Here is a 14553-nt window from a genome sequence, read left to right as displayed (position 1 = left end):
CTCTAATCGTTTCTGCTATTCTTTTGTGACTGCGTCACGTTCAAGATCGACAGGAGCGAGGTCTGCAGCATCTTCGTCATTAGATAACGCTAATCCGTCTGCTTTCTTCGTTTCCTCATCGTCTTCTAAATCTCTCATTTCTATCTCTTCTTCATCGCCAGATAGGATTTTGACATCCATACCTAAACTTTGAAGTTCTTTAATTAACACTTTGAATGATTCAGGGACACCTGGTTCAGGGACGTTATCCCCTTTGACGATGGCTTCGTATGTTTTCACACGACCCACCACGTCATCCGATTTAACTGTTAAGATCTCTTGAAGTGTGTATGCTGCACCGTAAGCTTCAAGTGCCCATACTTCCATCTCTCCGAAACGCTGACCACCAAACTGTGCTTTACCGCCAAGTGGCTGCTGCGTAACAAGTGAGTATGGTCCAGTTGAACGAGCGTGAAGTTTATCGTCAACCATGTGAGCCAGTTTGATCATGTACATGATTCCGACTGATACACGGTTATCGAATGGTTCACCAGTTCGACCGTCATAAAGGACTGTTTTCGCATCACGAGACATACCTGCTTCTTCAAGCGTTTCCCAAACATCTTCCTCTCGTGCACCATCAAATACTGGTGACGCAATGTGGATGCCAAGGTAACGTGCAGCCATACCCATATGAAGCTCAAGTACCTGACCGATGTTCATACGAGATGGTACCCCTAGAGGGTTTAACATGATATCAATCGGCGTTCCATCTGGAAGATACGGCATATCTTCTTCTGGAAGGATTTTAGAGATAACCCCTTTGTTACCATGTCGTCCGGCCATTTTATCACCTTCAGAAATTTTACGCTTCTGAACGATGTATACGCGGACTAACTGGTTCACACCCGGAGGTAATTCATCTCCATCTTCACGGTTAAAGACTTTAACGTCGTGGATAATTCCGCCGCCGCCGTGTGGAACACGTAGAGACGTATCACGTACTTCACGAGCCTTTTCGCCGAAGATTGCATGTAATAGACGTTCTTCAGCTGTTAGTTCTGTTACACCTTTAGGCGTTACTTTCCCTACAAGAAGGTCTCCGTCTTTTACTTCTGCACCGATACGGATGATTCCACGCTCGTCAAGGTTGCGTAAAGCATCTTCCCCAACGTTTGGAATATCACGAGTGATTTCTTCTGGTCCAAGCTTTGTATCACGAGCTTCTGATTCATATTCTTCAATATGAATAGACGTGTAGACGTCATCTTTTACAAGGCGCTCACTCATGATGATCGCATCCTCGTAGTTATAACCGTCCCAAGTCATGAAGCCGACCATGACGTTACGTCCTAGAGCCAATTCACCTTTTTCCATTGAAGGACCGTCTGCAAGGATTTCTCCTTTTACGACTTCATCTCCAACACTTACGATTGGACGTTGGTTGTAGCAAGTCCCTTGGTTAGAGCGGACAAATTTCAGCAAGCTGTATTTGTCTAGGTTTCCTTTGACTTGTTGTCCGTCGACATCTTCATAGCGGCGAACCCAAATATTTTTTGCTTCAACACGTTCTACAACACCTGGGTAGCGGCAGATGACAGCAGCACCAGAGTCTTTACCTGATACATACTCCATACCTGTACCAACAATCGGTGATTCCGGCTGCATCAAAGGCACAGCCTGACGTTGCATGTTCGCTCCCATTAAAGCACGGTTAGAGTCATCGTTTTCTAAGAATGGGATACATGCTGTCGCTGCAGAAACAACCTGCTTTGGCGAAACGTCCATGTAGTCAACGCGGTTTCGAGGAACAACGGTGTTTTCCCCTCTAAAACGAGCAATGATATTATCATCGATAAACGAACCATCATCAGCTAGAAGAGCGTTCGCTTGTGCTACTACGTAGTTATCTTCTTCATCAGCAGTTAAGTAGTCGATTCTCGGCGTCACTTTACCTGTTTCAGGATCAACCCGACGGTAAGGTGTTTCAATAAAGCCGAAACGATTCACTTTTGCAAATGAAGATAAAGAGTTGATCAAACCAATGTTTGGACCCTCTGGTGTTTCAATCGGACACATACGGCCATAGTGAGAGTAGTGAACGTCACGAACTTCCATTCCTGCACGCTCACGTGTCAAACCACCAGGCCCAAGCGCTGATAGACGACGTTTGTGCGTCAATTCAGCAAGCGGGTTTGTTTGATCCATGAACTGAGAAAGCTGAGAGCTACCAAAGAACTCTTTAATAGAAGCGATCACAGGACGGATGTTGATCAGTTGCTGAGGTGTGATCGTGTTTGTGTCTTGAATAGACATTCTTTCACGAACAACACGCTCCATTCTGCTTAATCCAATACGGAATTGGTTTTGCAGAAGCTCACCTACAGAACGCAGGCGACGGTTACCAAGGTGATCGATATCATCTGTATCACCTACACCATGAAGAAGGTTGAAGAAGTAACTGATCGATGCAATGATGTCAGAAGGCGTGATGTTTTTCACAGCTTCCTCTACGTATGCATTCCCGATCACGTTGATCACTTGCTCGCCTTCTTGATCAGACGGTGCATAAATCTTAATAGATTGAAGTTCTACTTCATCTTCTACTACGCCACCATTTGGATATAGCTTTCTAAATCCGATGCCGTTTTCTAAGTATGGAAGAACTTTATCAAGAACTCTTCTGTCTAAAATCTGACCTTTTTCTGCTAGAATTTCACCTGTTTCAGGGTCAACTAACGTTTCAGCCAATTTTTGATTGAACAGTCTATTTTTAATATGAAGCTTTTTATTAATCTTGTAGCGTCCAACATTTGCCAGGTCATATCTCTTCGGATCGAAGAAGCGAGAGTCTAGCAGGCTTTTCGCATTTTCAACAGTTGGTGGCTCTCCAGGACGGAGGCGCTCGTAGATTTCGAGAAGTGCTTTATCCGCATTCTCTGTATTGTCTTTTTCCAGCGTGTTGCGTAAGTATTCATTCTCGCCAATGAGGTCAAGAATCTCTTGATCAGAGCTGAAGCCGAGAGCACGCAAAAGAACCGTAACCGGCAACTTACGTGTGCGATCGATGCGTACATAGACTACATCCTTCGCATCAGTTTCGTATTCTAACCATGCGCCACGGTTTGGAATGACAGTCGCAGTAAAACCTTTTTTACCGTTTTTGTCTACTTTACCACTGAAATATACACTTGGAGAACGTACTAACTGAGAAACGATTACACGTTCCGCACCGTTAATGATAAAAGTACCTGTGTCTGTCATGATTGGGAAATCTCCCATGAACACATCTTGGTCTTTTACTTCTCCAGTTTCTTTGTTAATTAAACGAACTTTTACTCTTAGTGGAGCAGAGTAAGTTACATCACGTTCTTTTGATTCTGCTACAGGATACTTAGGATCCCCTAGACTGTAATCAATGAATTCAAGAGAAAGGTTACCAGTAAAATCCTCAATTGGGGATATATCTTGAAACATCTCTCTAAGACCCTCATCAAGAAACCACTGATAAGAAGAGGTTTGAATTTCAATGAGATTTGGTAATTCTAACACTTCGCTTATGCGTGCGTAGCTTCTGCGCTGGCGGTGTCGTCCATACTGAACTAGTTGACCTGTCAACTGATTCACCCCTCAAATCATGCGTATTATATGTGTAAAAAGTATTTCAGCCTTTCAAATGTCAGTAAAGAAATACTTTTACAAGACAAAAGAAAAAAGGGTTTCTAAAATAAGAAAACCACATCCAAAAACAAATACCGATTTTATTAGTTTTCCCAAGTATGCATAATTTATACAAAATAGTTGTTTTTTAAGCCTATCAAGCAAAATATACACATTGGCATTTTATAATGTTAACACAGCTAGGAAACTGCGTCAAACTTTTTTAGCTTTGATAATATTGTAGCCCCTTTTTTTCAATACAACTTCGACTTCTCCAAAAAGCTGTTCTAATTTCTCAATCGCAGATGGTCCACCCTGCTTTTTCTGAATAACCACCCACAACTCACCTTCTGGCAATAAATGATCAGCACTTTTTTCAAAGATCGCATGTACAACTTTCTTCCCTGCCCGTATTGGGGGATTGGTCAGTATAGAGGCAAAAGCAGCTGATGAATGAACATTCGAGAACAAATCACTTTGATAGATGCGGACATTATCAATGCGATTATGTTTAGCGTTTTCCTTTGAAAGTTCGACTGCTCTTTCGTTCACATCAATCATATGAATGGTGCGGCTCGTCATTTCGTTTGCTAACGATAAGCCAATCGGTCCATAACCGCAACCGACATCTAAGACATCGCCATCCACGTCAGGTTCTTCAAAAGCTTCAATTAAAAGCCTCGAACCAAAGTCGACTTCTTTCTTAGAAAACACTCCACTGTCACTTGTAAAAGTAAAGGTACGGTTTCTCAAGGTGAAGTCCCATGTCTGTTTATTGCTTTTCACTGATGGCTTTTCCGTATAATAGTGGTCACTCATGGTGAATTGGACCTCCTCTTGATTCAATCGTTTCAGGAGAATAGAAAAGAAAAAGCCCGCCAGTAAAAGCGAGCTTTCCCAAAAGATTAGGCGAAGATTACTTAACTTCTACAGAAGCGCCAACTTCTTCAAGCTTAGCTTTAAGTTCTTCAGCTTCTTCTTTAGCAATACCTTCTTTAAGTGGTTTTGGAGTGTTGTCAACAAGTTCTTTAGCTTCTTTCAAGCCAAGACCAGTGATTTCACGAACCACTTTGATAACTTTGATTTTTTGGTCTCCAGCACCAGCAAGTACTAGATCAAAATCAGTTTTTTCTTCAGCAGCAGCACCGCCAGCAGCAGCTACAGCTACAGGAGCAGCAGCAGTTACGCCAAATTCTTCTTCGATTGCTTTTACTAAGTCGTTTAACTCAAGTACAGTTGCTTCTTTAACTGAAGCAATGATTTCTTCGATATTTAAAGCCATTTGTAATTCCTCCATTTTAAGTTTATTTACGTCAAGTACGCATTAAGCGCCTTGTTCTTCTTTTTGATCTGCAACTGCTTTAGTAGCAAGAGCAAGGTTACGAACTGGAGCTTGAAGAACGCTAAGCAACATAGATAGTAAGCCTTCGCGAGACGGAAGTTCCGCAAGAGCCTTCACTTCTTCTACAGTCGCTACGTTTCCTTCGATGACACCAGCTTTGATTTCTAAAGCTTCGTGGCTTTTCGCAAATTCGTTGATGATTTTCGCAGGTGCGATAACATCTTCGTTACTGAATGCGATAGCGTTTGGACCTGTTAAGAAATCGTTTAAACCTGTTAGTTCAACTTGTTCAACTGCACGGCGAGTCAAAGTGTTTTTGTAAACTTTGAATTCTACGCCAGCGTCACGAAGTTGTTTACGAAGTTCAGTCACTTCAGAAACTGAAAGACCGCGGTAATCTACAATGACAGTAGACATGCTATCTTTAAATTTAGAAGTAATTTCATCAACGACAACTTTTTTTGTATCGATTGCATTGCTCATGGTTACACCTCCTGTACATTGTTTGTGTAACACTTATACCGATCAGGCCATCACGTTCCTAACGAACGGTTCTTCATATAAAAAGCCTCCATTAAGACATGGAGGCTGTATATACAAGCATACGTTAACGTAAGACTGTGACATATACACCTCGGCGGGTTAATTAAGCCATAAGGCCCCTGCTGTCTACGGTATAAATGGACATATTCTATTTTACAACATTTTGATATTATCAAAATGATTGTGATAAGTCAAGATTTATTTTACAGAGAAAGAAGATGGATCCACTTTCACACCAGGGCCCATAGTAGATGTAACAGAAACGTTTTTCACGTATACACCTTTAGCCGCTGCAGGTTTTGCTTTAAGGATTGTGTCATAGATTGTTGCAAAGTTCTCAACAAGCTTTTCGTCCTCGAAAGAAACCTTTCCGATTGGCGCGTGGATGTTACCAGCTTTATCAACGCGGTATTCTACTTTACCAGCTTTGATTTCATTGATTGCTTTTTCTACTTCGAATGTAACAGTTCCTGTTTTAGGGTTTGGCATAAGACCTTTTGGTCCAAGTACACGACCGATCTTACCAACTTCACCCATCATGTCAGGTGTTGCAACGATTACGTCGAATTCGAACCAGCCTTGTTGGATTTTAGTGATGTAATCAGAATCTCCAACGTAGTCTGCTCCAGCAGCTTCTGCTTCTTTTGCTTTTTCGCCTTTAGCGAACACAAGAACGCGTTGAGTTTTACCAGTTCCGTTAGGAAGTACAACTGCACCGCGGATTTGTTGATCGTTTTTACGAGGGTCTACGCCCAAACGAAAAGCAACTTCTACAGTCGCATCAAATTTCGCTGTATTTGCTTTTTTTGTAAGAGAAACAGCTTCAGCTACATCATACGCTTTAGTACGTTCGATTAGCTTAGCAGCTTCTACATACTTTTTACCTTTTTTAGCCATTATAAAAATCCTCCTTATGTGGTTTTAGCGGAATAACCTCCCACGAATAAGGGTTGCGAACTTGTCAAAACCAAACTCGCAACCCAACAAGACAATAAATTAATCTTCGATGACAATACCCATACTGCGTGCAGTACCTTCAACCATGCGCATAGCTGATTCAACGCTAGCAGCGTTTAAGTCAGGCATTTTTGTTTCCGCGATTTCGCGTACTTTATCACGCTTAACAGTTGCCACTTTATTACGGTTAGGTTCACCAGAACCAGACTCAATACCAGCTGCTTTTTTAAGTAAAACTGCAGCAGGTGGAGTTTTAGTAATAAATGTAAATGAACGGTCTTCAAAAACCGAAATTTCAACAGGAATGATAAGACCAGCTTGGTCAGCTGTACGAGCATTAAACTCCTTACAGAATCCCATGATATTAACACCGGCTTGACCTAGTGCAGGTCCAACTGGTGGAGCTGGGTTAGCTTTTCCAGCAGGAATTTGCAATTTAACAACTTTAACTACTTTTTTAGCCACGAGACACACCTCCTTAAAGTCCGTGATGTGGTAATAGGGGAATCCCCCTCCCACTCAACAACTTCATTCTTTATATGAATGACGAAATAACTAGCTAGCGATCTTGAGCGAACTCAAGACGTACCTTTGCTATATTACCACTTCTATACACTCATTTCAAGCTCTTTTGAATTACAATTTATCGATCTGCGTGAACTCAAGTTCCACGGGTGTTTCTCTACCAAACATATTAACGAATACTTTGACTTTGCTTTTATCGTAATCAATCTCTTCGATAGAGCCTGTGAAGTTAGCAAATGGTCCGTCGATGACCTTAACTGTTTCTTTCAATTCAAAGTCGATTTCTGTTTTGCGTTCTTCAAGACCCATTCTCTTCAGAATGGTTTCAGCTTCGCCTGGTAGCAGCGCTGTCGGCTTTGAGCCTGATCCAGCTGATCCAACGAACCCTGTGACACCTGGTGTATTACGAACAACATACCAAGAGTCGTCAGTCATCACGATTTCCACTAGGACATAGCCAGGGAATACTTTCTTTTTGACAACTTTTTTCTTACCATTTTTAATATCTGTTTCTTCTTCTTCTGGTACGACAACGCGGAAGATCTTATCTTGCATGCCCATTGATTCAACACGCTTTTCCAAGTTCGCTTTTACTTTATTTTCATAGCCAGAGTACGTATGCACAACATACCAATTCTTTTCCATTTCGTTCAGGACTATTCAGTCCTTCCCTCCCCACATTTCGTAATGTCTATTTGACGAATCTCGAGTACCGGTAAATATTTTCAAGCAATTGAAAAAACCCGTAAAACGGGTTTTTTGGCAAGTCATATTATGATCTATTATAGCACGTTCAGCAGACCATTATTCAAGTATTAATGAATTAATTCGATTAATTGTGAGATTCCTATATCAAGAAAAGAGAAAAAGATTGCAAAGAATACGACTGTTAAAATAACAGTGATTGTGTAACGAATCATTTCGTTTTTCTTTGGCCAGCTGACCTTCTTCATTTCTTTCCCGACACTTTTTAAGAAACTGATAATACGCATTGTAAAAGACCTCCACAGATTAAAGAACGCAAATCTTACTTCGTTTCTAAATGTGTTTTATGTGAATTACAAGTCTTGCAATATTTCTTAACTTCTAATCTTTCAGCTGCTGAAGCATCACTTTTCATTGTCGTATAATTGCGGCTTCCGCAGTCTTTACAGGCTAGAGTAATCTTTTTCCTCATATTTACACCTATTTTCTCGACATCATTTCCTTAGTACCTTATCACAGTGTCGAAAAAGCTGTCAATATAGGTTTGATTAGAGACTAATCTCGCGAAGCTCTAAATATTTCTCTAATTTTCTCTTTACTCTTTGGAGTGCGTTATCAATTGATTTCACATGACGGTTTAAATCTTCAGAAATCTCTTGATAGGATCTGCCATCAAGGTAAAGCACAAGAACCTTTCTTTCCAGCTCGCTTAATAGTTCACCCATCTTCATTTCGATATCATCAAATTCTTCTTTGCTAATGATTAAATCTTCTGGGTTAAGCGCTTTAGCACCGGAAATGACATCCAACAAAGTTCTGTCTGATTCTTCATCATATATTGGCTTATCTAATGATACATAGGAATTTAACGGGATATGTTTTTGGCGAGTAGCTGTTTTAATTGCGGTGATAATTTGGCGGGTAATACATAATTCTGCAAAAGCCTTAAATGAAGTAAGCTTGTCCTCTCTGAAATCGCGAATAGACTTATAAAGTCCGATCATCCCCTCTTGGACAATGTCCTCTCGATCCGCTCCAATCAAGAAATAGGATCTTGCTTTTGCACGTACAAAATTTCGGTATTTCGTTATTAAGTAATCTAGCGCATCACTATCTCCGACATGAACCCTTTCAATGACTTGTTCATCTTCCAACTGGCAAAATTGCTCTCTGATGGATTTATCCTTGCTGTTGTTTAGATTCACTTCGATCCCCCCGACCGCACCTAGATAGAAATATTATACATTAATGGTTGAAATATCGTCAAGCTATTCTAGATTCCCACGCCGCCATTTTTCAAACGTTTTCAATACATCTTCTGACAATTCTATCTTGGATGCTGGTTTATCAGAAGTAATCTTTTTAACTCTCGTTTCAATCTTTCGTTCGATCACTTCAATCTCTCTTAAAAGCTCTCGAGCCGACTTCCGAAGAGCTCCTTGTCCAAAGATTGCCCATTGTTCTGTAAAGTCTGAGGTCGCCACATGAATCTGCGTCCGAATATTATTCAAATCCTGGGCAAGCTTTTCAATCCGCTCATCAGCCGTTTCATTCTCTCTCGTAAAGATGACCTCTACTCGGTGATTGATTCGCTTTTTTTCAATTCCTTTGACCATATGGGCATCGAATACGACAATGACTCGATACCCTGTGTAGGCTTGATATTCAGCTAAATTTTGAATCAGTATGTCTCTGGCTTCTTCAAAGCTGTTTTCCTTTAAGTGCTGCAGCCGTGGCCATGCACCTATCATGTTGTATCCATCGACTAAGAGGATGTCCATCTCTATTCTCCTAACGGATAACGTTTTCGATACACTTCATACATCAATAGACTAGCAGCAACTGACGCGTTTAACGAAGTGACCTTTCCGGCCATTGGCAGCTTAATCAGAAAATCACACTTTTCTTTGATCAATCGGCCAATCCCTTTTCCTTCACTGCCAATCACGAGAGCAAGCGGCATCGTGCCATCAAATTGTCTGTAATCCTGTTTGGCGGACGCATCTGTTCCTGCGACCCAGATTCCTCTTTCTTTCATCTCATCAAGAGCTCTTGAAAGATTGGTGACTTTGGCAACAGGAATATGTTCAATTGCTCCAGTAGATGCTTTGGCAACAGTTGTCGTTAAGCCGACCGCTCTCCTTTTCGGAATCACAATCCCGTGTGCACCTACAGCATCTGCTGTACGCATAATGGAACCTAAATTATGCGGGTCTTCAATTTCATCTAAGATAAGAAAAAATGGCTGTTCATTCCGCTGTTCAGCGATTTGATATAAATCGTCCAATTCTGCATATTCATATGCTGCTACTTGTGCAACGATTCCCTGGTGCTGACCTGTGACCATTTGATCAAGCTTTTTCCTCGGAACATACTGAATGGTGATATTTTGTTGTTTTGCGAGTTCAATGACCTGCTGGGCTTGTCCTTTTACAGTGTTTTCTGCCATCCAGAGCTTGTATAACTCCCGATCTGACTTCAGTGTTTCAATCACTGCATTTTTCCCAATCACATAATCATGTTGCTGACTCATTTGTCTTCCTCCCTGACGTTCCGATTTCAATCGCCTGACTAATCAGCTCTTCTAAGCGTTCGTCCTGCTTTTCAATAAATAAATAACCCATGAGCGCTTCAAACGCCGTACTATAACGATACGTTTGAACGTCTGTGTTTTTAGGCACTGTGCCTGATTTTGCATTTCTTCCTCTTTTCAGTACCGCTTCTTCTGCTTCAGTGAAAAAGCCTTGCTGCTGAAGCGTAAATAAAATAGCTGCCTGAGATTTAGCTGAAACAATTTTGCTTGCTCGTTTGTGCAGCTCATTTGGTTTTGTCGCCCCCGTTTGGAGGAGGTGATGCCTCACGTAGACTTCAAAAATGGCATCACCCATATAAGCAAGCGCAAGTCCGTTTAACTGTTTACCGTCTTTCAGCTTTTCAAAATTCAACATAACCTATTCTCCTCTTTTCCAGCGAGTACCTTGAGGAGTATCTTCCAATACAATATTCATGCTTTTTAACTGGTCACGAATTTGATCAGATAGTGCAAAATCACGATTTCTTCTAGCCTCATTGCGTTTTTCAATTAACGCTTCTACTTCTTCGTCAAGCGTATGCTTTTCTTCTAATGAGAAGCCAAGGACAGACGTGATTTCTTGGAACAAGCCGATAAATGCCTTGATCACTTCCTCCGAAGTATGATCATTTTCCATATAATAATTCGCCTGTTTCGCAAGTTCGAATAAAACAGAGATCGCATTTGCCGTATTGAAGTCATCATTCATTTCAGAAATAAATGTCGCTCGCTGCTCTTCAACCTTCGCCAGCCATTCAGCATTGTCTTCTGTGATATTCGTGCTGCTTTCGAGGCGATGATGTAAATTAGCATATGACGTTTTGAGTCGGTTAAACGCACTCTTTGTGCTCTCTAGTAAATCCATTGAATAGTTAATTGGATGACGGTAGTGAACCGACAACATAAAGAAACGAAGCACATCAGGATCTTGTTCTTTTACAATGTCATGCACAAGCACAAAGTTGCCAAGTGATTTTGACATTTTTTCATTCTCAATATTAATATATCCGTTATGCATCCAATACTTTGCAAAAGGTTTGCCTGTTAAAGCCTCAGATTGAGCGATTTCATTTTCATGGTGAGGGAAGGTTAAATCCTGTCCGCCTGCATGAATATCGATCGTATCACCTAAATATTTTTTAACCATGGCCGAGCATTCGATATGCCAGCCTGGGCGTCCTTCGCCCCACGGGCTATCCCATGAGATTTCTTGATCCTTTGCAGCCTTCCATAAAGCAAAGTCCAGCGCATCTCGTTTCTTCTCACCTACACGAATACGAGCACCTGTCTTCAGTTCATCAATCGACTGGTGAGAAAGCTTCCCGTAGCCTTCAAATGAGCGTGTGCTGTAATACACGTCGCCATCTGCTTCATAGGCGTAGCCCTTTTCAATTAATGTCGCAATAAATGCAATGATATCATCCATATTTTCCGTCACGCGCGGGTGAAGATCAGCTTTTTTGCAGCCTAGTGCACTGACGTCTTCAAAGTATGCTTGGATAAAGCGGTCAGCAATCGTCGGAACATCTTCTCCAAGTTCATTGGCTGCTTTGATGAGTTTATCATCCACATCTGTAAAGTTTGAGACAAAGTTCACATCATAGCCGCTGTATTCTAAATACTTACGTACAGTATCATAAACAATAGCAGGTCTTGCATTCCCGATATGGATGTAGTTATAAACGGTTGGTCCGCACACATACATCTTGACCTTTCCTGTCTCAAGCGGGACGAATTCTTCTTTCTTACGTGTCAATGTATTATAAATATTGATTGTCATGATTGTTCTTCCTTTCTGCTCAATGAAGCCAGCTCACCTTTTAGCTTTTCCATTTTTCGTTCCAATTCTTTGAAACGATCGGAAATTGGATCTGGCAAATCTTGATGATTGAGATCACGATTGATTTTCTTACCATTTTGAACGACGACTCGCCCAGGTATACCGACAACGGTGGAATGGTCAGGTACGTCCTTTAAGACGACCGATCCCGCTCCAATCTTGGCTCCTTTTCCAACTGTAATGGAACCAAGCACCTTTGCACCTGTCGCAATGAGCGCATCGTCTAAAATGGTCGGGTGCCGCTTTCCCTTTTCTTTCCCTGTTCCCCCTAATGTCACGCCTTGGAAAACAGTGACGTTGTCTCCAATTTCACATGTTTCCCCGATCACCACTCCCATGCCGTGGTCAATGAAGAAACGCCTGCCAATGGTTGCCGCAGGATGAATTTCCACCCCTGTGAAAAACCGGCTGACCTGAGAAATGATCCGCGCAAGAAAGTACAGCTTCCGCTTATAAAATGCATGCGCGATACGATGGGCCCAAATCGCATGAAGCCCTGAATAGGTTAGCACTACTTCAATATAGCTTCTAGCAGCAGGATCTTGATCAAACACAGTATCAATATCTTCTTTCAGCATTTTGAAAAACACATGCTCCCCCCGTTCTCCCCATCAATCTCTCTTCGGACTTGCTCTCTTTTTTGGACAAATAAAAAACGCCTCTGCCATATGACAGAGACGTTTTGAAAACGCGGTTCCACTCTGTTTAGAAAGCCCTCATTTCGCAGCCTTCTCAACTTCATCCCATAACGGAGGGTACCGCCCTTGCATACTTACGTACTTGTGTTCCTCAAGGGTCTTGAGGGTGCATTTCCAACGTCTGCCCATAAGTCTCTTTCAGCCGATGAAGACTCTTTCTGTGATGGACGAAAACATTGTACTTCTCCCTCGCAACGATTTCCTTATATTTGTTTAATGCGGTTTAATACCGTTTCTTTACCTAGTAGTTCAATACTTTGCGGAAGTTCTGGACCATGCGTTTGTCCTGTGACAGCCACACGAATTGGCATGAATAGTTTCTTGCCTTTATGCCCTGTTTCTTTTTGTACCGCTTTAATGGCAGCCTTGATTTCATCAGGTGTGAAAGATTCAAGTCGTTCAAGCTGACCAGCAAATGATGCCATAACTTCTGGTACTTGCTCCTCTGCTAGAACTTCCTTTGCCTCTTGATTATACTCAATTTGCTCCTTAAAGAACAACTCTGTTAACTCAACAATTTCTGCTCCATAGCTTAATTGTTCATGATATAGAGCAATCAGCTTGCGCACCCACGTGTTTTCTTCATCTGACAGCTGCTCACTTACTTTGCCTGCTTTTTGAAGATGTGGAAGTGTTAGCGCAACAACCTGATCAAGATCAAGTGCTTTCACGTATTGGTTATTTACCCATTTTAGTTTATGCATATCGAATAGAGCTGGTGACTTAGAAAGTCGGTTTACATCGAAAATGTCGATGAATTGCTCTTTAGTAAACAGTTCTTCTTCGCCCACTGGAGACCATCCAAGTAGTGCAATGAAGTTGAACAGGGCTTCTGGTAAATAGCCCAAGTTTTTATATTGCTCGATGAATTGAATAATGGATTCATCACGCTTGCTTAATTTCTTGCGGTTCTCATTCACAATCAGCGTCATATGTCCAAATAGCGGAACATCCCAGCCAAATGCATTGAAGATCATGATTTGTTTAGGCGTATTCGAAATGTGATCCTCTCCGCGGAGAATGTGAGTCATCTTCATCAAATGATCATCCACTGCTACAGCGAAGTTATAAGTTGGTGTACCATCTTTCTTCACAATGACAAAGTCACCGATGCCGTCTGTCTCAAATGAAATTTCGCCTTTGACCATGTCGTCAAATTTGATGATTTCTCCTTTTGGCACTCGGAAGCGGATGCTTGGCTCTCTTCCTTCAGCAATCAGCTTGTCCTCTTCTTCTTTTGATAAATGACTGCATTTACCAGAATATCGAGGCATTTCACTGCGGGCGATTTGTGCCTCACGCTCTTCCTCTAGCTCTTCAGCCGTACAATAGCACTTATACGCCAAGTCCTTCTCTAGCAGCTCATCATAATACTTTTTATAAATATCATTACGCTCTGACTGTCTGTAAGGACCGTAGCCACCATCTTTATCAATGCTCTCATCCCAATCAATACCGAGCCATTGCAGGTGGCGAAGCTGGCTTTCTTCTCCGCCTTCTACATTACGCTTTTGATCCGTATCTTCGATTCGAATAATAAATTTGCCGCCTTGACTGCGTGCGAACAAATAGTTGAAAAGAGCCGTTCTAGCATTCCCAATATGTAAATGACCAGTTGGACTCGGTGCATAACGAACACGCACTTCATTTCCCATGAGTTTAACTTCCTTTCATCTGCATCATGTTGCCTGACACCAATTTTTTATAAACGTATTTTATCATCAAATCCAAT

At 41.6% G+C, this 14553-nt stretch carries 16 protein-coding genes and 2 other annotated features; all 16 genes read right to left on the bottom strand.

The genetic code is table 11. The annotated features are described in order from the left end of the window. Positions 1-15: 15 nt before the first annotated feature. Entirely contained in the window at positions 16-3597 is a 3582-nt protein-coding gene (gene rpoB, locus MHI35_RS00690) for a DNA-directed RNA polymerase subunit beta (RefSeq protein ID WP_041815109.1), read from the bottom strand. A gap of 255 nt (positions 3598-3852) precedes the next feature. Continuing rightward, positions 3853-4458, bottom strand: a complete 606-nt coding sequence (locus MHI35_RS00685; RefSeq protein WP_144523144.1) for a class I SAM-dependent methyltransferase — start codon at positions 4456-4458, stop codon at positions 3853-3855. A gap of 97 nt (positions 4459-4555) precedes the next feature. Then, positions 4556-4921: a 50S ribosomal protein L7/L12 gene (gene rplL / locus MHI35_RS00680; RefSeq protein ID WP_003216952.1), complete on the bottom strand. Its 366-nt coding sequence runs from the start codon at positions 4919-4921 to the stop codon at positions 4556-4558. Positions 4922-4963: 42 nt separating this feature from the next. Continuing rightward, the gene (rplJ, locus tag MHI35_RS00675; RefSeq protein WP_003217048.1) at positions 4964-5464 is read right to left on the bottom strand and encodes a 50S ribosomal protein L10; all 501 of its coding nucleotides are present in this window, start codon (positions 5462-5464) and stop codon (positions 4964-4966) included. A 69-nt stretch (positions 5465-5533) separates the two neighbouring features. Then, positions 5534-5674 (bottom strand) — a sequence feature (ribosomal protein L10 leader region). Positions 5675-5722: 48 nt separating this feature from the next. Next, complete coding sequence (gene rplA, locus MHI35_RS00670; RefSeq protein WP_144523145.1) at positions 5723-6421, bottom strand: 50S ribosomal protein L1; 699 nt, start codon at positions 6419-6421, stop codon at positions 5723-5725. 99 nt (positions 6422-6520) lie between these two features. Further along, positions 6521-6946 carry a 50S ribosomal protein L11 gene (gene rplK / locus MHI35_RS00665; protein ID WP_003216956.1) on the bottom strand — a complete coding sequence of 142 codons (426 nt, stop codon included), beginning with the start codon at positions 6944-6946 and terminating at the stop codon, positions 6521-6523. 171 nt (positions 6947-7117) lie between these two features. Then, a complete protein-coding gene (nusG, locus tag MHI35_RS00660) occupies positions 7118-7651 on the bottom strand; it encodes a transcription termination/antitermination protein NusG (protein WP_003217197.1) in 534 nt (177 codons plus the stop codon). A gap of 170 nt (positions 7652-7821) precedes the next feature. Beyond that, complete coding sequence (secE, locus tag MHI35_RS00655) at positions 7822-7998, bottom strand: preprotein translocase subunit SecE (RefSeq protein ID WP_003216942.1); 177 nt, start codon at positions 7996-7998, stop codon at positions 7822-7824. A gap of 35 nt (positions 7999-8033) precedes the next feature. Next, a complete protein-coding gene (rpmG, locus tag MHI35_RS00650; protein WP_012008694.1) occupies positions 8034-8183 on the bottom strand; it encodes a 50S ribosomal protein L33 in 150 nt (49 codons plus the stop codon). 76 nt (positions 8184-8259) lie between these two features. Next, positions 8260-8916, bottom strand: a complete 657-nt coding sequence (gene sigH, locus MHI35_RS00645; protein WP_003217132.1) for an RNA polymerase sporulation sigma factor SigH — start codon at positions 8914-8916, stop codon at positions 8260-8262. A 63-nt stretch (positions 8917-8979) separates the two neighbouring features. Then, positions 8980-9492: a ribosome-dependent mRNA decay endonuclease Rae1/YacP gene (rae1, locus tag MHI35_RS00640; RefSeq protein ID WP_003216949.1), complete on the bottom strand. Its 513-nt coding sequence runs from the start codon at positions 9490-9492 to the stop codon at positions 8980-8982. Positions 9493-9494: 2 nt separating this feature from the next. Then, positions 9495-10244, bottom strand: coding sequence for a 23S rRNA (guanosine(2251)-2'-O)-methyltransferase RlmB (gene rlmB, locus MHI35_RS00635; protein ID WP_144523146.1), 750 nt, complete (start codon positions 10242-10244; stop codon positions 9495-9497). Next, entirely contained in the window at positions 10228-10659 is a 432-nt protein-coding gene (locus MHI35_RS00630) for a Mini-ribonuclease 3 (RefSeq protein ID WP_003217007.1), read from the bottom strand. The genes rlmB and MHI35_RS00630 overlap by 17 nt, the downstream gene beginning before the upstream one ends. Before the next feature lie 3 nt (positions 10660-10662). Then, positions 10663-12063, bottom strand: a complete 1401-nt coding sequence (cysS, locus tag MHI35_RS00625) for a cysteine--tRNA ligase (protein ID WP_335349241.1) — start codon at positions 12061-12063, stop codon at positions 10663-10665. Then, positions 12060-12713, bottom strand: coding sequence for a serine O-acetyltransferase (gene cysE, locus MHI35_RS00620; RefSeq protein ID WP_144523148.1), 654 nt, complete (start codon positions 12711-12713; stop codon positions 12060-12062). The genes cysS and cysE overlap by 4 nt, the downstream gene beginning before the upstream one ends. 80 nt (positions 12714-12793) lie before the next feature. After that, positions 12794-13025 (bottom strand) — a binding site (T-box leader). Beyond that, complete coding sequence (gene gltX / locus MHI35_RS00615) at positions 13025-14476, bottom strand: glutamate--tRNA ligase (RefSeq protein ID WP_088002413.1); 1452 nt, start codon at positions 14474-14476, stop codon at positions 13025-13027. It overlaps the preceding feature by 1 nt. Between the last annotated feature and the right edge of the window lie 77 nt (positions 14477-14553).

It is taken from the genome of Bacillus sp. FSL K6-3459 (assembly GCF_038003305.1).
GTDB lineage: Bacteria > Bacillota > Bacilli > Bacillales > Bacillaceae > Bacillus > Bacillus pumilus_O.
The sequence above is the reverse complement of the archived record's forward strand: the minus strand, read 5'-3'. Positions and strand labels throughout refer to the sequence as shown.

Bases quoted from the DNA above. Each gene is read 5' to 3' on its own strand.
- rae1 (WP_003216949.1), bottom strand. From the start codon at position 9,492: ATGGACATCCTCTTAGTCGATGGATACAACATGATAGGTGCATGGCCA.
- MHI35_RS00630 (WP_003217007.1), bottom strand. From the start codon at position 10,659: ATGTTGAATTTTGAAAAGCTGAAAGACGGTAAACAGTTAAACGGACTT.
- rlmB (WP_144523146.1), bottom strand. From the start codon at position 10,244: ATGAGTCAGCAACATGATTATGTGATTGGGAAAAATGCAGTGATTGAA.
- rpmG (WP_012008694.1), bottom strand. From the start codon at position 8,183: ATGAGGAAAAAGATTACTCTAGCCTGTAAAGACTGCGGAAGCCGCAAT.
- rplL (WP_003216952.1), bottom strand. From the start codon at position 4,921: ATGGCTTTAAATATCGAAGAAATCATTGCTTCAGTTAAAGAAGCAACT.
- nusG (WP_003217197.1), bottom strand. From the start codon at position 7,651: ATGGAAAAGAATTGGTATGTTGTGCATACGTACTCTGGCTATGAAAAT.
- rplJ (WP_003217048.1), bottom strand. From the start codon at position 5,464: ATGAGCAATGCAATCGATACAAAAAAAGTTGTCGTTGATGAAATTACT.
- gltX (WP_088002413.1), bottom strand. From the start codon at position 14,476: ATGGGAAATGAAGTGCGTGTTCGTTATGCACCGAGTCCAACTGGTCAT.
- secE (WP_003216942.1), bottom strand. From the start codon at position 7,998: ATGCGTATTATCAGTTTCTTAAAAAGTGTCGGGAAAGAAATGAAGAAG.
- MHI35_RS00685 (WP_144523144.1), bottom strand. From the start codon at position 4,458: ATGAGTGACCACTATTATACGGAAAAGCCATCAGTGAAAAGCAATAAA.
- rplA (WP_144523145.1), bottom strand. From the start codon at position 6,421: ATGGCTAAAAAAGGTAAAAAGTATGTAGAAGCTGCTAAGCTAATCGAA.
- cysS (WP_335349241.1), bottom strand. From the start codon at position 12,063: ATGACAATCAATATTTATAATACATTGACACGTAAGAAAGAAGAATTC.